The sequence below is a fragment of the Megasphaera sp. SW808 genome (genome assembly GCF_012027795.1).
Taxonomy (GTDB): domain Bacteria; phylum Bacillota; class Negativicutes; order Veillonellales; family Megasphaeraceae; genus Megasphaera; species Megasphaera stantonii.
On sequence record NZ_SJOT01000035.1, the window covers coordinates 1 to 18,812 of the forward strand.

16 protein-coding genes are annotated in these 18,812 nt (G+C 53.7%); 11 read left to right on the top strand and 5 right to left on the bottom strand.

The annotated features are described in order from the left end of the window. Window positions 1–472: 472 nt before the first annotated feature. Window positions 473–1,921, bottom strand: coding sequence for a HAMP domain-containing sensor histidine kinase (locus E0L13_RS10780; protein ID WP_087478780.1), 1,449 nt, complete (start codon window positions 1,919–1,921; stop codon window positions 473–475). After that, complete coding sequence (locus tag E0L13_RS10785) at window positions 1,905–2,588, bottom strand: response regulator transcription factor (RefSeq protein WP_087478781.1); 684 nt, start codon at window positions 2,586–2,588, stop codon at window positions 1,905–1,907. Before E0L13_RS10785 ends, E0L13_RS10780 begins: the two co-directional genes overlap by 17 nt. Before the next feature lie 267 nt (window positions 2,589–2,855). Between E0L13_RS10785 and E0L13_RS10790 the strand changes: the two genes are divergently transcribed. Genes E0L13_RS10790 through E0L13_RS10800 form a run of 3 tightly spaced genes read left to right on the top strand, consistent with a single transcriptional unit; the run spans window position 2,856 to window position 6,158 of the window. Further along, on the top strand, window positions 2,856–3,554 hold the full coding sequence (locus E0L13_RS10790) for an MBL fold metallo-hydrolase (protein WP_168062339.1): 699 nt from the start codon (window positions 2,856–2,858) through the stop codon (window positions 3,552–3,554). 44 nt (window positions 3,555–3,598) lie between these two features. After that, a complete protein-coding gene (locus tag E0L13_RS10795; protein WP_168062341.1) occupies window positions 3,599–4,873 on the top strand; it encodes a DUF445 domain-containing protein in 1,275 nt (424 codons plus the stop codon). A gap of 1 nt (window position 4,874) precedes the next feature. Next, window positions 4,875–6,158, top strand: coding sequence for a DUF445 domain-containing protein (locus E0L13_RS10800; RefSeq protein WP_168062342.1), 1,284 nt, complete (start codon window positions 4,875–4,877; stop codon window positions 6,156–6,158). Window positions 6,159–6,239: 81 nt separating this feature from the next. Here the strand turns inward: E0L13_RS10800 and E0L13_RS10805 are convergent, their stop codons facing one another. After that, entirely contained in the window at window positions 6,240–6,551 is a 312-nt protein-coding gene (locus tag E0L13_RS10805; RefSeq protein ID WP_168062344.1) for an MGMT family protein, read from the bottom strand. Window positions 6,552–6,662: 111 nt separating this feature from the next. Between E0L13_RS10805 and E0L13_RS10810 the strand changes: the two genes are divergently transcribed. Next, complete coding sequence (locus tag E0L13_RS10810; RefSeq protein WP_168062346.1) at window positions 6,663–8,072, top strand: FAD-binding oxidoreductase; 1,410 nt, start codon at window positions 6,663–6,665, stop codon at window positions 8,070–8,072. 408 nt (window positions 8,073–8,480) lie between these two features. Here E0L13_RS10810 and E0L13_RS10815 read toward each other — a convergent pair whose 3' ends face one another. Together E0L13_RS10815 and E0L13_RS10820 are read right to left on the bottom strand one after the other, a co-directional pair. Continuing rightward, window positions 8,481–9,401 carry a radical SAM protein gene (locus E0L13_RS10815; RefSeq protein ID WP_168062348.1) on the bottom strand — a complete coding sequence of 307 codons (921 nt, stop codon included), beginning with the start codon at window positions 9,399–9,401 and terminating at the stop codon, window positions 8,481–8,483. 135 nt (window positions 9,402–9,536) lie between these two features. Continuing rightward, on the bottom strand, window positions 9,537–11,426 hold the full coding sequence (locus E0L13_RS10820; protein WP_087478788.1) for a carbon starvation protein A: 1,890 nt from the start codon (window positions 11,424–11,426) through the stop codon (window positions 9,537–9,539). A 461-nt stretch (window positions 11,427–11,887) separates the two neighbouring features. Between E0L13_RS10820 and E0L13_RS10825 the strand changes: the two genes are divergently transcribed. The 7 genes from E0L13_RS10825 to E0L13_RS10855 form a co-directional block, all read left to right on the top strand. Then, complete coding sequence (locus E0L13_RS10825) at window positions 11,888–12,988, top strand: iron-containing alcohol dehydrogenase family protein (RefSeq protein WP_168062350.1); 1,101 nt, start codon at window positions 11,888–11,890, stop codon at window positions 12,986–12,988. 93 nt (window positions 12,989–13,081) lie between these two features. Beyond that, the gene (locus E0L13_RS10830; protein ID WP_168062351.1) at window positions 13,082–14,083 is read left to right on the top strand and encodes a nicotinate-nucleotide--dimethylbenzimidazole phosphoribosyltransferase; all 1,002 of its coding nucleotides are present in this window, start codon (window positions 13,082–13,084) and stop codon (window positions 14,081–14,083) included. A 41-nt stretch (window positions 14,084–14,124) separates the two neighbouring features. Next, a complete protein-coding gene (locus E0L13_RS10835) occupies window positions 14,125–14,958 on the top strand; it encodes a LarC family nickel insertion protein (RefSeq protein WP_168062353.1) in 834 nt (277 codons plus the stop codon). A 33-nt stretch (window positions 14,959–14,991) separates the two neighbouring features. Continuing rightward, complete coding sequence (locus E0L13_RS10840) at window positions 14,992–15,669, top strand: FadR/GntR family transcriptional regulator (RefSeq protein WP_168062355.1); 678 nt, start codon at window positions 14,992–14,994, stop codon at window positions 15,667–15,669. A 237-nt stretch (window positions 15,670–15,906) separates the two neighbouring features. After that, window positions 15,907–17,559, top strand: coding sequence for a dihydroxy-acid dehydratase (ilvD, locus tag E0L13_RS10845; RefSeq protein WP_168062356.1), 1,653 nt, complete (start codon window positions 15,907–15,909; stop codon window positions 17,557–17,559). Between the two features lie 22 nt (window positions 17,560–17,581). Further along, a complete protein-coding gene (locus tag E0L13_RS10850) occupies window positions 17,582–18,532 on the top strand; it encodes a bile acid:sodium symporter family protein (protein WP_168062358.1) in 951 nt (316 codons plus the stop codon). 187 nt (window positions 18,533–18,719) lie between these two features. Beyond that, a partial coding sequence (locus tag E0L13_RS10855) for a 4Fe-4S binding protein (RefSeq protein ID WP_240924731.1) occupies window positions 18,720–18,812 on the top strand: 93 nt, incomplete at its 3' end.

Here is an 18,812-nt window from a genome sequence, read left to right on the forward strand (position 1 = left end):
AACGACCTCTTATCTACCCAGGGCCTGCCCTGGGATAAGTAGCGAACCTCGTTTGAAGGAGCGAAAGCGACGCGCAAACGAGTGTGAGTCACTTATGTCGGGTCCGTGCGTAAGCAGCACATGTCATGAAGAAGTATTCATGTGTGCAGACCCGACTGATAGGTGCGACGACCGCCAGGAGGAGACGTATACGACATGTATGCGTTCTTTTTTTGTATATGTGCGGCTTCCTATCCTTCCAGGTTTCTGGGATAAGCATAAGCAGGGAACACCGTTTGAAGGAGCGAAGCGACGCGCAAACGGTAATGAGTCGCTTACTTCGAATCGGGACACATAAGATAGAATGCTGATAGGCTTATGCTGCAAAGCCTGCCGATTCGAAGCCTTGATGACGATACCCTAAACAAGATGACACGACGCGAAACATAAAGTACCCCCGCTGTCTCTGCAAATAAGACAGCGGGGGTACTCTTTACTCTTCAGTTATTTCTTCTTCTTTCTTCACGGGAAATATAACGGAAATCGTCGTTCCTTCATTTAATTTGCTTTTCAGCGAGAGCTCGGCGTTATTCCCTTTTGCGATATATTGGGCGATGGATAAGCCTAGGCCGGAGCCGCCTGTTTCTTTGGCCCGGGATTGTTCGACGCGGTAAAATCGTTCAAATACCCTGTCGATATCCTTTTCGGGAATGCCGATGCCCGTGTCCGATACGGAATAGTATACGTTGTCGCCGTCGCGGCGGCAGGACAGGGTGATGTTTCCGCCGGCAGGCGTGTATTTGACTGCGTTGTCGACGAAGATTCGCAGCATTTGCTTTACGCTGCCCGGCTCGGCATAAATCGTCGCTTCGTCGTTTTCCACAATCGTGATTTTATGGTCATGATCCAGCAGGGTCACTTCGTTGTACACATCCTGGAGCAGCTTGGCCGTGTTGATGTCGGCGAAGTGCTTCTTCAGCGTGCCGCTGTTCGTGCGGGCGAAGAACAACAGGCGCTCGATGAGCTGGCGCATGTATTCCGTTTCCTGCTTGATGGTCGTAATGCTTTCCTGCAGCACGGCAGGGTCGTTTTTTCCCCAGCGGTCCAGCAGGTCCGCGTAGCCGGCGATGACGGTAATCGGCGTGCGCAGCTCGTGCGACGCGTCGCTGATAAATTGCTGCTGCTGTTTATAGCCGTATTCGATGCGGTCTAAGGCCTGGTTGATCGTAACGGCTAAGTCGTGCAGCTCGTTGCGGTTATCTGACAGGGTAATGCGGTTATCGAGCTGGTTGACCTCGATGGTTTCCAGCGTGTCGTTGATGATGCGCAGCGGCGCCAGGGACTTTTTCATCAGGTACATGCCGGTCAGAACGGTCAGGGCCAAGCAGATGAGGATAGACGCCAGCAGCTGCTTGGACAGCAGGGTAATGAAGTCGTTTTCCTTATCAGGCTGGCGGGAGAACCGCAGGTAGTAGCTCTTGCCGTCGTCGCCGTCCCATTTTTTGTAATAGGAAAACTCCGTCGTTTCGCTGCCCTGTATCGTCGTCGGCAGGGCGTTTACCGTTTTATCCTGAATATCCTCGTCGATATGGCGGTCGCTCAATTTTTTTATCGTATGAGTCGGGCAATTATCCAAAACCAATTTGCCGGCGCCGTTGTAAATTTGCAGGGTAACGAAATTGGGCAGATTGGACCGGACGAAGACGGAAGAGTCGACTTTGCCGTACGAATCCAAATAGGCTACGGTGTTTTGCGCGCTCGATTCCAAATCCTCTTTAATGGAGTCGTTCATGATGTAATGAATGCTGGCGACGGTGATGACCGATACGACGATGAGGATAAAGAATACGATGGAAGAATAGAGGAGCACCATTTTGGCGAAGAGCGGCAGGGGCGCGAAGGTCGGATGCTGCAGTATTGCCTGTTTAATCCTTTGCCACATATCCTACTCCGCGGATGGTCTGAATGTATTCCCGTCCTTTTTCCTTGCCGAGCTTGCTGCGAATATAGCGGATATACACGTCGACGACGTTCGTGTCGCCAATATAATCGTATCCCCATACTTCTTCTACGATGCGGTCTCTGGTCAGCACGATGTTTTTATTGCGGATTAAATAGGACAAGAGTTCAAATTCTTTCTTCGTCAAAATGATTTTCTGCGTGCCGATGACGACTTCGTGGCGGTCCAAATACAGCATCATGTCCTGGAGCTGCAGGAAGTTTTCGTCAGCCGGCTTATAGTCCCGTTCGCGCAGGAGCACGCGGATGCGGGCGAATAATTCCTTGCTGTTGAAGGGCTTCGTCAGATAGTCGTTGGCTCCTAAGTCCAGGCTGGCGACCTTCGTTTCGACGTCGTCCTTTGCCGACAGCATCATGATGGGGACGTTGGATAGTTCGCGGGTCCGGCGGCAGATCGTCAGGCCGTCGATGTCGGGAAGCATGACGTCCAGTAAAATCAAATCGAAATGATCCTGGCCGATGCGGTCCAGCGCCGCGGCTCCGTTCGTTTCGATGCCGCACTCGTAGCCTTCGTGTTCGAGCTCCATCTGAAGAAAACGAGCAATTTGTTTTTCATCTTCGACAATTAAAATTTGTGCTTTTTCAGCCATACCATAATCCTCCTGAATCACGAGTACATTACTTCTTATTATACCTCATCTATGACTATTTTGGTACTCGCCTTTGCGAATCGGACATAAACAAAACGAAACATATTCTTCTTAGTCATATCCATGAAAGGATGGGTTGGAGAAATCTGGAGAAAATGAAGATAATGTCGCTGCAAGCCTTCAAGAACAGGCGCAATTAATGGTATAATAATATAATAGCCTCATGATAATCCCTATGGAATTTACGTACAGCAAGGAGGAATAGATATGACAGGATTAAACATTACGTTTTTAGCCCACAGCGGCTTTGCCGTTGAAACGGATACAAAAGTGCTGGTATTCGACTACTTTAAGGATCCGGCAGGAAAGGTGGAATCCTATGCGAAAGGGGATAAGCCACTATGGTTTTTCGTCACCCACTGGCATGAAGACCACTTCAATCCCCGCATTGCCGACTTTGCTGCCCACACGGCCCATTATATTCTCAACGACGGCGTGACGCTGGAAGATGTAGACGTAAAAAAAATGCAAACTATGCGTTTATATGATACAATACATATGGAAGACGCAACGATTACCCAGTATGGCTCTACAGACGAAGGCGGTTCTTTTTTGGTAGAAACGGACGGATTTTCCATCTTCCATGCCGGCGACCTCAACTGGTGGCATTGGCTGGGCGATACGGACGAAAACAACGCCGAAGCGAAGGGCAATTTCGACCGGGAAATGAAAAAGCTGGCCGGCTTGTCTGTGGACGTTGCCTTTTTCCCCATAGACGCGCGGCTGGAAGGAGCGCGCGAATGGGGCGTAAAAGGATTTTTAGACAAGGTGCATGTGAACAAGCTGTTAGTTTCTATGCATCATTTTGGAACGGTCTGGTCGCCGTCGCCTGAATTTAAGGCGGCCCACGGCGGCGTGCCCTTGTGGATACCGGCCCGCAAAGGCGATGAAACGACGGTTCGATAAGGCAGCAATATCTGCATATACTGGAAGCGCAGAGGAGGTATAGCATGACTGAATTACACACGGCAGCGCAGCCTAAACGCAGTCAGATTGCCAATTATATACTGGCGGCGGCGGCGGTTATACTGCTGCTGGCGTATCCGTTCCAGGATTTTTTCTGGGGCGGCTTATTGACCCATTTGGCCGGAGCGGCCCTGATCGGCGGCCTGGCTGACTGGTATGCCGTAACGGCTCTGTTTCGGCGGCCCTTGGGCATTTCCTTCAAGACGGCCCTGATTCCGAACAGCAAGGAGCGGATCGCCGAAATGGCCCGTCACATGATTGAAAGCGAAATCCTGACGGTGCCCAATATGTACAATGTGCTGAAGCATCATCCGATACTGGGAGCGACTCTTGAGTATCTCCATACGGAGAAGGGCTTTCAGTCGGCGGAACGCGTATTTGGACAAATCCTCAATACGTTTTTGTACACCGTCGACATGAAAATCGTCGTCAAGGCCTTTTCCGGCGTCGGCGGCCAAGCTATCGAAAAAATCGATTTGGCTCCCATCATGAGCCGGGCCATAAAAATCGGCCTGCGCGGCGAATCGGGGAAGGATTTTCTCGATTTCATGATTCTTCATCTGGAAATACTCGTCAAGAGCGATACGATGAAAAAGTACATCGGCGAAATTTACGAAGCGTCCCTGCAGCAGTATGCTGAACGGAATTTCCTCTTTGAATGGGCCATCAAGGCGGCCCTCAAGATGGACATGTTCCGGCCGGAGCACGTCGCCGAAAAGCTGCAGGAAAAGTGCCTCAGCCTGCTGGACGACGCGAAGCGGGAAGATTCGCCGCAGCGCAAGCAGGCCCTCAATTACTTGTGGAAGCAAACGGAACGCATCGAGTTCAACGGCGAATGGCACGAACGCATCGACAGCTACAAGAACCGCATGTATCAGAGCCTGGTTACCCGTCCCGACACGAAGGAAGCCTGGCAACGGTACGTACAGACGCCGGAACGGCAGAAGCGCGTCTGCACCGTCGCGGCGAAATACGTCATCGGCAAGCTGGAACGGTGGCGGCAAAGTCCCGATCAAGTGGAACAGATGAACCGCACGGCTTTGGCCTTCGCCGCCCGTGAATTGAAGCGGCTCCAGGTGTGGTTCGGCAAGACGGCGGAACAGGAAATCATGAAATACGACGGAAACTATCTGGCGCAGCAGCTGGAAAGCAGCGTCTGGTACGATTTGCAGATGATTCGCGTCAACGGCTCTCTCGTCGGCGCAATTCTCGGCGCCGTCATCTATCTCGTCATGTATGCTGTGAAAGGAGGCGTATAGTATGACATATCGCCAGCGGGCCAACGCTATTTTGGCCTTGTCCTTTCTCTGCTTTCTGGCCATCTTCTGGTGGTGGTATACCCACGACGTAACCTTGTGGGAAGAGTTGCTGTTTTTCGTCATTCAGTCGGCTCTCATCGGCAGTATCGCCGACTGGTTTGCCGTTACGGCGCTGTTCGACAAGCCCCTGGGCTTCCCCTATCATACGGAGCTGCTGTACCGCAACCGTACGCAGATTATCGACAGCATTACGAAGATCATTTCGGAAAAGCTGCTCCAGCCCAATATGTGGCAGGACAAACTGTATCAGATATCCTTTATGGATCGGTTCATCGGCTGGCTTCGCAGCCCCAGCGGTCGGGAAAAATTCCGCGCTCTCTTGTATGAAGTAGCCCAGCGCGCCTATAACCACGCCCAGAAGAGCAGCACGCAGGAATCCATCGCCGATCATATCCGCCAGTACCTGAAGCGGCAGCCGTTGGTCAGCTTCTTCCAGGATCGCCTCATATCGCTGCTGGAAGACCCGAACAGCCATATGTTCAACGACGCCGTCGGCTTGGGCCGCGAGCTGGTACGCAGCGACGATTTCGACGCCCTCCTGGATAAGCTTATTCAGCAGTGGATGGAAGAATCGAAGCATTCGACTGTATCCATCATTACGATTAATAAGTTTATCGGCGTCGTCGACACGCGGAAAATTGCCAAGGACATCAAAAAAGGCATTATCTCCTGGCTGGACCAGTGGGAACAGGCCGAAGGGGAACAGCGCGAATGGCTGTGCCGCAAGTTTGAATTGTTCCTGTATTCGATGAACGGCCAGCTGGCCTACGGCGTACAGAACTGGCAGGATCAGTTCGTCGATTCCCTGCCTATTGAAAAGTGGCTCAGCGCGACGCAGCGTTCGGCCAAGGACTACTTTACCCAGGGCGATAAGGGAAAAGAAGAGCTGAAGGATTTGCTGGAAGAACAATTCCTGCGCTACGTCGAATACTGCAGCGCTCATCCGGAAATCAAGGACTGGCTGGACGAACAAATCCGCCGGGCCTGCAACGTCATCCTGGAACACGAGCATTCGCTCATCGCCGTGGCTGTCCGCGACGTGCTGACGGGCTTCGACAAGAGGAAGTTCAACGCCTTCCTGGAAAGCAAGGTCGGAGAAGATTTGGCCTGGATTCGCATCAACGGCGCTCTCGTCGGCGGTACGATCGGCTTTGCCGTATTCGCCTTCCTGCGGCTCATTTACGAGCCCTTCTTCGTGCCCTTTATGCGGGGACTGTTTTTATAATTGAATACAACTGCAGCAAAGGGCTTGCCGCTCATGTATTGGATGCGGCAAGCCCTTCGTTTATGCTGATGAGGCTGTTGATTAATACTCCCATTGATATCGCTTCATGTCGACGCAGCCGTTAGGCTTGAACTGCACGCCTTCCTGCTCCAGCAGAACCCGCTGCCTGGCCCATCCCGGCGCAGTACGGCCGGCGCTGTTTACGACGCGGTGGCAGGGGTACTTGCCGTAATAGTGAGCCATAGAGAGGACCTTGCCTACGAGCCGGGCGTTGCGGTCGCGGCCGATGAGCCGGGCGATTTGTCCGTACGAGGCGACGGAGCCGGCAGGAATTTCGGCGATGACCGAGAGTATCTCGTAAATTAATTCTTCCGTTAATACGTGTTTTGTCATAAGAGCCTCAAGATGCGAATGGAGTCGTTAACATCATCATAGCAAGGGGAAAATAGGGCGTCAATATGGTATAATAACGTAAAATGCTTATTTTTTCGGGGAGGGAACGAAGTGAAAGAGTATCATCATCTTACGCCGGCCCTAGTAGAAGAATTGAAGGGGATTGTCGGCGAAAAATACGTATATACTGATAAGGATAAGCTGATTCCTTACGAGAAAGACGAAGGCGTCGAACGGGAATATTTCCATTTGCCCGAAGCCGTCGTACTGCCGGAAACGGCGGAGCAGACGGCGGCGGTCATGAAATTGGCCAATCGGGAACGGATTCCCGTCGTCCCGCGCGGCGCCGGCACGGGACTGGAATTCGGCGCCGTGACCAATGATTTCGGCGGCATCATACTGAGTACGGAACGGATGAACCGCATTCTGGAGTTCGACGCCGATAAGATGTACATGGTCGTCGAGCCCGGCGTCATTACAGCGGAGCTTCAGGCGCTGGCAAAATCGAAGGGCCTGCTCTATGCCGGCGATCCGTGCAGCGGCGACAGCTGCTTTATCGGCGGCAATGCGGCGACCAACGCCGGCGGCAACCGGGCCGTGAAGTACGGTACGACGCGGGACCAGATATACGCTATCGAAGTCGTGACGCCGACAGGAGACATTGCCCAGTTCGGCGGCCGGCTGAAAAAAGTGACGGCTGGCTATCCGCTGGAAAAAATCATCATCGGCTCCGAAGGAACCTTGGGCATCATTACGAAGCTGACCTTAAAGCTCGTTCCCTTGCCGAAATATACCGTAGATATTCTGGCCGTTTTCCCGACGGTGGAAAGCGCCCTGTCCCTCGTAACGGCCCTTCCCAAGGCCGGCATCGAGCCGACGTGCCTTGAATGCATGGATAACGCTGTCATTCGCGTCGTCGAGCAGTACCTCGACGAAAAGCAGCCCTACTCGGACAAGGGCAATTACATGGTCATTCAGCTCGATGGCAAGAGCGAAGACGACGTAGACGATATGTGCGTCGCCGTCGATGAAATCTGCCGGGCCCAGGGAGCCTTGGAAATCTTCGTCGCCGACGCCGATAAGGTGTGGAACGCCCGCAAGGCCTTTACGGAAGCGTCGGCAGCCGAATGTCCTGTCGCAGCCATGGAAGATTTCGTCGTGCCGCCGGATATGCTGGAAAAGCTGCTGATCGAGCTGGAAAGAATCGGGCAGGCGCAGGGCGTCCAGTTCCGCGGCGTCAGCCATGCCGGCGACGGCAACCTGCACCTCGACGTGCTTCGCCGCGGCTTTACAGCCGACGAAGAAGCGGCGAAGATAGACGCCTTTGAAGATGCGGCCTGCGCCGCCGTCTATGCCTTGGGCGGCAAGATTTCCGGCGAACACGGTATCGGCCAAAAGCGCAAGTCCCTCTTTGCCAAATACGAGGACCCGGCGGCCCTGGCCCTCATGAAAGCCGTCAAAAAAGCCTTTGATCCAAATCTGATCCTCAATCCGGGGAAAGTGTTCGATATGGAAGAATAATCTGAAAGATATACAGTTAAATGCGTAGTAATTGCGGCGTGACGAACAGTCACGCCGTATTACTTTTAGAAAAAATGATAAAGGCAGGTGAATAGAAAAGATATTGACGCTGCTGACTTGTTTAAAACAGCAAGGAAAGATTGAGCGTGATTCAGAGACTAGAAAGACCTCTCATTGGATTTTAAAGCGCTAAATGCCTATGAATCCAATGTGCATTAGGTTGATATTGGGTTGATATAAAAGAATAAATATTTTTAGTTATACATGTAAATACATTAAGGGAAAGGCTTTATCCGCATGACGAAGCCTTTCCCTTTTGTATTTATTCATGTATAGGACGATTTAGTTTGTTTAAGAAGTTCTAATAGATGCAGTATAAGGATATGCTGCTTGTTGGGCGTTTGGATATTATATTTTTTTCGATTTCAGCACGCCTTCGCCGCAGAAGCTGGGAATGAAGGTGTCGCTGGCGCTGTCTTTTTCCTGGACGAAGCCGTCTTCGATGCCGCTGTCGAAGAGGTACTGTTCGGCTTCGTCGTACTCTTCGTCGGTGAGGAAGCGGTCGATTTCGGGATAGTCGGCGGCTTTGCCGCAGGGGACGTACTGACGCATGAGGCTGAACAGGACTTGTCCGTCGTCGAAGTGGCTTCGTACCCAGTCGATGACGGCCTTGGTGTTTTCGACGCAGCCCGGCAGGATGAGGTGGCGGATGACGACGCCCTTCTGCAGGATGCCGTCGTCGTCAAGCTCGTAGGGGCCGACCTGATCGTACATGCGCAGGATGGCTTCCGCCGCGGCCTGGGGATAGTCGGCGGCGCCGCTGTAGCGCTTGGCCAGATTCGAATCCATGTATTTCAGGTCAGGCAAATAGATTTGTACCTTGCCTCGTAAGGCGTCAATGGTTTCCGGCGCTTCATAGCCGCCGCAGTTGTAGACGACGGGAACGGGCAGGGGCTGCTCCAGGCTCTGCCGGACAGCCCAGGTATAGGGCGTCGGGGTGACGAGATTGATGTTGTGGGCTCCTTGCGCGATAAGTTCGCCGTAGATTTCGCGCAGCCGCTTTACCGTAATGGGAATGCCCGTGCCGCCCGTACTGATAGAGGCGTTTTGACAGAAACAGCAGCGCAGGTTGCAGCTCGTAAAAAATACGGTCCCCGAACCCCGCGTGCCGCTGATGCAGGGCTCTTCCCAAAAGTGCAGGGCTGCCCTGGCTACGACGGGCTGCAGGGATGTATGGCAGTAGCCGGCCATGGGCGCATGGGGCGTGTAGTATTGGCTGCGGACGACGCCGCAGCGCCGTGGACAATCGTTGCAGATATATTCGGACATAAAAACATCTCCTTGCAGTACAAAGTGCGGCAGTCTGCGGCAGCAGGCCGCCAGGGGTATACTGCATTATACCACATATAGAAAAAGGCTGCCTCTTACGAGACAGCCTTTTTACATGACAAGCAAATTTTCGAATTAATGATGAGCAATCGTCAATTCTTTGAAGCGTCTTGCTCTTGCGCCTTCGTCGTCCTGCTGAGCGACGAGCTGTTCCAAATGCTTCAGTTCTTCTGCTTCTACGGTAGCTGTAGTATCGTAGCTGGCAGGAACGGTCTTAGCCAGGTACATGCACTTCTTGAGGGAAGCGACGCTGATGATGATTACCAGGATAGCCATGATGGCCGAAACGGTAAACATGAGCATTTCGCCCTGAGGCAGATAGATTTCAAACATGTTGAGGAAGTCTGCCCAGAAGATAACGACCGTCAAAACAGCCCAGGGGAAGCCTGTTACCCAAACGTAGCGGGCTTTGCCCATGCTGCAGATAACGACGGAAGAAATAGCCAGGGTGATGATAGCCAGCAGCTGGTTGGATACGCCGAAGATAGGCCAAATCGTGGACAAGCTGCCCTGCAGTACGATGTAACCCCAAGCACCGGATACTAATGCGGAAGCGATGATGCCGCCGGGGAGCCAATGGGGATCGCCGAACTTAGGCCATACGCGGCCGATGAGTTCCTGGAACATGTAACGGCCGACACGAGTACCGGCATCGATGATCGTCATGATGAACAATGCTTCGAACATGATGCAGAAGTGGTACCAATAGTTCATGAGGTGGTCGAGGCCAGGAATTCTGGAGAAGATGTGAGCCATGCCGACTGCCAGGGAAACGGCGCCGCCGGGACGATGGGCAACGTCTTCGCCGACCATCTGGTTCAGCATCGGGAGGTCAACGACCTGCATGCCGAGAGCCTGGAAGTGAGCGGCTGTAGAGTTAATAGCGAAGTAGTCGGCCGGCTGGAGAGCGCAGGCTGCGATCAAAGCCATCATGCCGACGAAGGATTCTGTAAGCATTGCGCCATAGCCTACGGGGAGGATGGAGCGTTCGTTCATGAGCATTTTCGGCGTCGTGCCTGTGGAAATCATGCAGTGGAAGCCGGAAATAGCGCCGCAGGCGATGGTGATGAAGATGTACGGAAGAACCGGACCAGTAATAACCGGGCCGCCGCCGGCGCAGAACTGCGTAACGGCAGGCATTTCAACGCTCGGGCCGACGATGATGATGCCGAGGGCCAAGGCGCCGATCGTACCGATCTTCATGTACGTGGACAAATAATCGCGCGGAGCGAGGAGCAGCCATACAGGGAGGGCAGCGGCGATGAAACCGTAGAGGATCAAGGCGATGCTGACGCCTCTGGCGCTAATGGTAAAGATAGGAGCCAATGTCGGCGAAGCCTGGACGGACGGGCCTACGACGACGGCGAGCAATACGAGGACGACGCCGATGATCGTAGCTTCCTGAATCTTGCCGGGGCGCAGGAACTGCAGATACAAGCCGACGAGAATAGCAATAGGAATCGTCATGCCGATGGTGAAGGTACCCCACGGGCTGTCGTGCAAGGCGTTGACGACGACGACGGCCATACCGGCCATAGCGAGGATATTCAGGAACAATACGGCGAAGGACGTAGCCAAGCCGATTTTGTCGCCGATCTGCGCTTTTGCGATTTCGGCGATGGATTTGCCGTCATAGCGCATGGAAGCGAAGAGGATAACCATATCGTGTACGGCCCCTGCGAGGACGCCCCCGATAAGAATCCACAACGCGCCGGGCAAATAACCGAACTGAGCGGCAATAACCGGGCCTACGAGCGGGCCTGCGCCAGCGATAGCTGCGAAGTGATGGCCGAATACGACGTATTTGTTCGTCGGAACATAGTCGTGGCCGTCTTCGAAACGGAATGCCGGCGTGACTTTGTACTGGTTCAGCGTCAATACTTTAGCGGCGATGAAGGCGCCGTAAAAGCGGTAAGCCAGTACGAACACGAGTGCAGAAACAATAACTAAATACAAACCGTTCATACAAAAACAACCTCCTTTTAAAATTTTAGGGCTGCTTTTGAGAAATGAACTGCTATAATGATTCCTACTAGAGCAAGCCCTTTAACCGACTCTAACTATATATCAATAAGATTAAAATTTCAAGGCGGGCAGGGGCACAGTCCGTCCTCTGGTGATAATAAAATCTTTTGGTGACAAAAAAATAAAAAATGGCTCAAATATACATGCCTTATCTAGTATAATGAAAGAGGTTACAAGTCATATGTAGTATGTGATGAAAAAATATCATTTTATGCAGATATGTATATCAATTGATAATATACGCCGGAGGAAAACAAAAAAACATAATGTTCGTTTGCCAATAGTCAGATTTTGCTGACAGTGGTATAATATATCTGCTTTAACTTTTTCGAGCCGTATAGCATGACGGCTTCAGCTATTACTTATTTGTATTTTACATACTTGTAAGAGGGGGTACAATTATGTCTCAATCTGATTACACACTGGTATTGCCGGCCTTTACGATCGGCGCCAACGCTTACGATGCCATCGGCCAGGTCACGAAGCCCTTCGGCAAAAAAGTCGTCATTATCGGCGGCAAAACGGCCTTGTCCAAAGCGGAAAAACCGCTCCTCGATGCCATTAAAAGCACCGATTTGGAAGTTCTCGGCGTGCTGTGGTACGGCGACGATGCGACGTACGAACGGGTAGACGCCTTGATGGCTGAAGACGCCGTTAAAAATGCCGACCTCATTTTCGGCGTAGGCGGCGGCCGGGCTATCGACACCTGCAAGGTCGTAGCCGATAAAGTCGGCAAGCCCTATTTCGCCTTCCCGACGGTCGCTTCGAACTGCGCTCCGTCTACGGCCATCGCCGTCATGTACAACGAAGATAAATCCTTCGCCGGTTACTACTACCTGCCGACGCCGCCGGTCCATACGTTTATCAATATGGACATCATCGCCGACTCGCCCTTCGACTTGTTCTGGGCCGGCATCGGCGACGCCATGAGCAAGGAATGCGAAAGCGAATTGGCCAGCCGCGCAGCCGACATTTTCCATACGGTTCTCCTGGGCCGGGCTTTGGGCAAGGTCTGCACGGAACCGCTTCTCGAATACGGTGAAAAAGCCTTGGCTGACTTCAAGGAAAAGAAGGTCACCTATGAGCTGCAGCAGGTCGTATTGGACATCATCATCAGCACGGGCCTCGTTTCCAACTGCACGACAGGCCACAACGGCGTATACTATTATAACTCGTCTATCGCCCACTTGTTCTACAACTCGTCGACGGTGCTGCCGCAGGTCGTAGAAGGCCATCTCCACGGCGAAATCGTATCCTTCGGCGTACTCGTCCTCTTGACGTACGACAAGCAGTTCGAACTGCGCGACCGGATAGCCGCCTTCTACAAGAAAGCCGGCTATCCGGTCAAGTTGGCCGATTTGGATATCAAAGCCGACGAAATCGACGCGATCGTCGAAAAAGCGCCGGCCATTACGGAATGGAACTGCGTGCCGTCTCCGCTGACGAAAGAAGCCTTCAAGCAGGCGATCGTCGACACGGACGCCTTTGGCAGCGCATTATAAAACTGTTCAGCCGCATAAAAAGGGGCGACTCTCTGCAGGAGAGCCGTCCTTTTATGGTATAATAGACAAAAATGAGTAACCAGGAGGTATGCAATGGATAGTGTGCTGGAACAGGTAATCGCCGGTATCGGCCCCCTGAATCTGGAAAAGACCGGCGAGTGCTACGCGAAGCTGTCGAGCCTTGCCGTCCCTCAGGACGGGAAATTGACTTACTTGGCCGGCCGTATTGCCGGCGTCTCCGATACGCTGCAGCCATCGCTGCTGAAAAAAGCCGTCGTCTTATTTGCCGCCGACCACGCCGTCGACGGCGGGGAAAATAAAACGAAGGGCATGGGCAGCAAGGCCGCCGCGCTGGAAATCGCCGCCGGAAAGGGCCATATCAACAAGGTGGCCCATCAGATAGGAGCCGGCGTGTTGCTGCTGGATATGGGACTGGAGCAGAATATTCCCGAATCGGAAGGCGTTCAGGACTTGAAGGTCATGCACGGCAGCCATTTTTGGGCCAAAGGGCCGGCCATGACGGAAGACCAGATGCTGGACGCCATGTTCAGCGGCCTGCAAATCGGAGAAAATCTGGCCGACGAGCATTACAACGCCCTCGGCCTCGGCAATATCGGCGAACGGGGTCTGCTGACGGCCTTTATCCTCACAGCGGCCTTCTTCCGCGATTCTATGAACGACTTGCCGTCCCATATGAAATCACAGGGCAAGCTGGAGCAGCTGACGGCCCTCATGGACCGGCTGGGACTGGATGCCGGCGATCCTCTGGATTTGCTGCGCCGCGCCGGCTCGCCCGATATCGCCGCCATGGTCGGCCTCATATTGGCAGCGGCTCATCGCCGGCTCCTCGTCGTATTTGACAATGCTGTGACCGGGGCGGCCGTACTGCTCAGCCGGGCTCTCTGCCGACACGTAGACGACTACGTCATCCCTTCGGCGCGATATGCCGAGCCGGTTCATCAGATGCAGATGAAAAAGATGGGTCTCAAGGCCTTCTTTGAAACGGGACAGGATACGGACCAGGGCATGGGCTCGGTCATCGGCTTGTCCCTGCTGGATGCGGCAGTAGACATGATGAATAAAGCATTGAAGTAAGACGATTGCTGTGCCCATTTGGGGCAGGAAGGAGATTATACATGAAGACCTTATACCTCGATTGCTTTTCCGGCATCAGCGGCAATATGTTCGTCGGCATGCTTCTGCAGGCCGGCGTGCCCTTCGATGCCTTTAAGGACGCCATGGCCTCGCTGAAGCTGGAAGGCTATTCCCTCGTCTGCGAATCCGTTTCCAAGCTGGGGATTCAGTCGGTTTATTACAACGTAACTCTTGATACGGAACGTCATCACCATGAGCACGACGGCTCTCATGGCCATGAGCACCATCATCATCACGAACATCACAGCCACGAGCATCTCGTCGATACGACGGGCCATCACCATCATCACCAGCACCGAGGCTTGCCGGAAATCACGGCGATTATCGAAGCGTCGCCCCTGTCAGGCAGCGTTAAGGCGAAAAGCCTCGCCGTATTCGGTGAGCTGGCCAAGGCTGAGGCAAAGGTTCACGGCGTGCCCGTCGACCAGATTCATTTCCATGAAGTCGGGGCTGTCGACTGCATTTTGGACATCGTCGGCGTCGCCTGGGCTCTTGAGTATTTGGGCATAGAGCAAATCGGCGCGTCGCCTCTCCACGTCGGCAGCGGCTTCGTGCGCTGTGCTCACGGCGTTATGCCTGTGCCGGCTCCGGCTACGGCGGAGCTGTTGGCAGGCATTCCCTATTATGCTACGGACATCCGCGGCGAACTCGTCACGCCGACTGGCGCGGCTCTCGTCAAGACACTGGCGTCTTATATCGGTCCCCGTCCTAAATCCTTTGTTCATGACGTCACGGCTTACGGCGCAGGTACGAAAGACCTGGAAATCCCCAACGTCGTCCGCGGCTTCATCGGAGAAGCCGAATCATGGCGGTAGGGGCCGGCTGTGGCGCAGGAGGTGAGCATTGCGATGGCAGATAGAAAATTGCTGGCCCAGACAGTCGCCGACAGCATCATGGCCATGATTACGGCCAAGCGATTTTCCGAAGGCGACCAGCTGCCCGGCGAAAATGAACTGGCGAAAGAACTGAACGTAAGCCGCAATACGCTGCGCGAAGCGATTCGCATCCTGAGCGCGTACGGCTTTTTGGAAATCCAGCGGGGCAAGGGGACCTTTGTCACGCCGGCCGCGGCAAAGGGACGGCTGGAGAAGCCGCTGAATCCCTTGGATTATGCTAAAGCCAGCCTGAAAGACCTATATGAAATACGCCTCATCCTCGAACCCGAGGCAGTGTACCTGGCGGCCCAGCGGGGAAGCGACGGAGAAATACAGGATATTGTGCGGCTGGGAAAGATTGTAGAACAGCAAATCTTAGCCGGCGAAGACCGGACGGATGAAGAGCTGGCCTTTCATGCGGCCATCGCCAAGGCGACACACAACAGTGTCATGATGACCTTGCTGCCGTACGTGCACGAAGCCATTTTAAAAGGAGTCATCTTGTCCACCGTATACGATAAGGTAGTGCAGGAAACGCTGGCGGATCATAAGATGATTATTGAGTTTTTGGAACAGCGCAACGCCGAAGGGGCGAGGGCTGCCATGCGCATACACCTCCTTCATGCGACTGATTCATTACATTTAAAATAGTCTAGGATGACTGAAAGGCATCGCAACTATGAATTTTGCGATGCCTTATATTTTTGGCGCAACATGTTGAACAAGTTATTGACATCCGACAAGTCGCAATGATATGATATTGTCAACAGGTTGAACAATAATAAAAGATGTTCAACAATTAGAGCGCGCTTTATGATTTACTTTGATTTATTATCTTTAATTTTAATGGAATAGGTTCATACGTACATATTAAGGAGGAGTTTTATTATGAGAAGCGACGTAGTAAAAAAAGGAAGTACCCGTACGGCCCACCGCACCTTGTTTCACGCTATGGGCTACAGCGACGAAGACTTGCAGAAGCCGTTGATCGGCGTGGTCAACGCCTTTAACGAAATCATTCCCGGCCACATGCACCTGCGGGAAATCGCCGAAGCCGTCAAGCTGGGCATCGCTGCCGCCGGCGGCACGCCTATCGAATTTCCGGCCATCGGCATCTGCGACGGCATCGCCATGGGCCACGACGGCATGAAATACCCTCTTGCCAGCCGCGAGCTCATCTGCGACTCCATCGAAGCCGTCGCCAACGGCCACTCCTTCGACGGCCTGGTCATGATTCCAAACTGCGATAAAATCGTGCCGGGTATGCTCATGGCTGCCGGACGAATCAATATCCCGACAGTCATCGTCAGCGGCGGCCCCATGCTGGCCGGACGCCACAAGGGGAAGGATATCAGCGTCAGCACCATGTTCGAAGCGGCCGGCAAGGTCGAATCGGGCCAGATGACGCCGGAAGAAATGCACCTCATGGAACACGAAGCCTGCCCGGGCTGCGGCTCCTGCGCCGGTATCTTTACGGCCAATACGATGAACTGCATGACCGAAGTCCTGGGTATGGGCCTTCCCGGCAACGGCACCATTCCGGCGGCTTATTTCGGAGCCCGCCGCATGCTGGCGAAAAAGGCCGGGGCCGTCGTCATGGAGCTGGTGAAGAAAAATATCTGCCCGCGGGACATCATGACGATGGAATCCTTTGAAAACACCATCGCCGTCGACATGGCCATCGGCGGCTCGACCAATACGGTGCTCCACCTGCCGGCTATCGCCCATGAAGCGGGCCTCGACCTGCCGCTGCAGAAGTTCGACGAAATCAGCCGCAAGGCGGCGTACATCTGCAAGATGAGTCCCGGCGGCACATACCACATGCAGGACTTGAACGAAGCCGGCGGCATCAGCGCCGTCATGAAGGAGCTGACGAAGCTGGGCATTATCCATACGGAGGCCAAGACCGTGACGGGAACCATAGGCGAACGCATTGCCCAAGCGGACATCGAACGGCCTGACGTCATCCACAGCGTAGATAACGCCTACATGAACCGCGGCGGCATCGCCATCCTGTCGGGCAATTTGGCTCCCGACGGAGCGGTCATCAAGGAAAGCGCCGTCGAACCGGACCTGCTGGTCTACCAAGGCACGGCCAAGTGCTACGACTCGGAAGAAGAAGCCATCGAAGCGATTATTGGCGGCGACATCAAGGAAGGAAACGTCGTGGTCATCCGCTACGAAGGGCCGAAGGGCGGCCCGGGGATGCGGGAAATGCTCAACCCGACGGCAGTCATTACGGGCATGGGCCTGAAAGTCGCCCTGATTACGGACGGCCGGTTCAGCGGAGCCAGCCGCGGCGCGTGCATCGGGCACATTTCGCCGGAAGCGATGGAAGGGGGACCCATCGCGCTCATCGAAGACGGCGATATGATTTCCATCGACATTCCGAACCGCAAGCTGGAGCTGCTGGTCAGCGACGAAGAACTGGCGGCCCGCAAGGCGGCCTGGAAACAGCCGGAACCGAAGGTCAAGACGGGCTACCTGTCCCGCTACGCCCGACTGGTCACGTCGGGCAACACCGGCGCTGTATTGAAGTAAGACGGCGTAAGGAGGCGGTAGTATGGATTTCTTAAAGGTAATTGGCACTTTCATTACGAAGTATTTTCCCTTGTGGGTTATCGTATTCGCCGCGCTGGCGTTCTTCGTACCTGGCCCGTTTTTGGGCATGGGCGGAGCGATTACCTATCTGCTGGGCATCGTCATGCTTGGTATGGGCCTTACGATGAGCATCGACGATTTTAAGCTCGTTCTGACTCGCCCTAAAGACGTCATATTCGGTATTGTCATTCGCTACTGCATCATGCCGTTTATCGCCTTTTGCGTCAGCAAGGTGCTGGGCCTGTCGCCGATGCTGGCAGCCGGGTTGATTTTGGTAGGCTGCTGCCCCAGCGGTACGGCATCCAACGTTATGACCTTTATTTCTAAAGGCGACACGGCGTTATCCGTTACGATTTCCAGTATCAATACGGTCCTCGCGCCGATACTGACGCCGGCTCTGTTCATGTTTTTGGCGGGAACGCTGATTCCCATCGACGCGACGGCGCTGCTTCTGGATATCTTGAAGGTCGTCATCGTGCCGATCGTCATCGGTATTTCCCTTCGGGCCATAGCGTCGAAAGCTGTCAATGCCGTGGCCGGCGTCGTTCCCGTCGTGTCTGTGCTGGCGATCATCGCTATCATTACGATCGTCGTAGCGCTTAACGCGCAGAAACTGAGCACCGTTGCCGGCATGGCTTTCTTAGCTGTCGTGCTTCATAACGGTCTCGGCCTCGGCGCCGGGTACGGCATATCCCGCACGCTGGGCAGGATGTCTCATTATAAGAGCAAGGCCGTAGCCTTTGAAATCGGCATGGAAAACTCCGGACTGGCCGTAGCCTTGGCTATTGCCCATTTAGATCCGATGGCTGCTATTCCAGGCGCTATATTCAGCGTATGGCACAACTTCTCCGGGTCTTTGCTGGCCGGGTTCTGGGCTTCGCGGGACGCCGATCCGCAGGAAGAAAAAGCGTAACCATAGCGGCGATAGCCGCGGCAAGGCAGATTTTTCCCTTGGATTCAAGAGGCGAAATCTGCCTTACCTTTTGCCTGACGAGGAACGAGAATAAACCTTTTCACCTATTTACAGCAAAACGTTATTATTTAAATAGAACGATAGAGAACGTAAGGTTCCGCGAGAAAGGAGAGACGCTTTTATGGCAATGCATTTGACTTTCAGAAAAGAGCGCTGCAAAGGCTGCGGCCTGTGTATCGCCGTATGTCCCAAACAGATATTGGCCTTGGAAGACAACGCC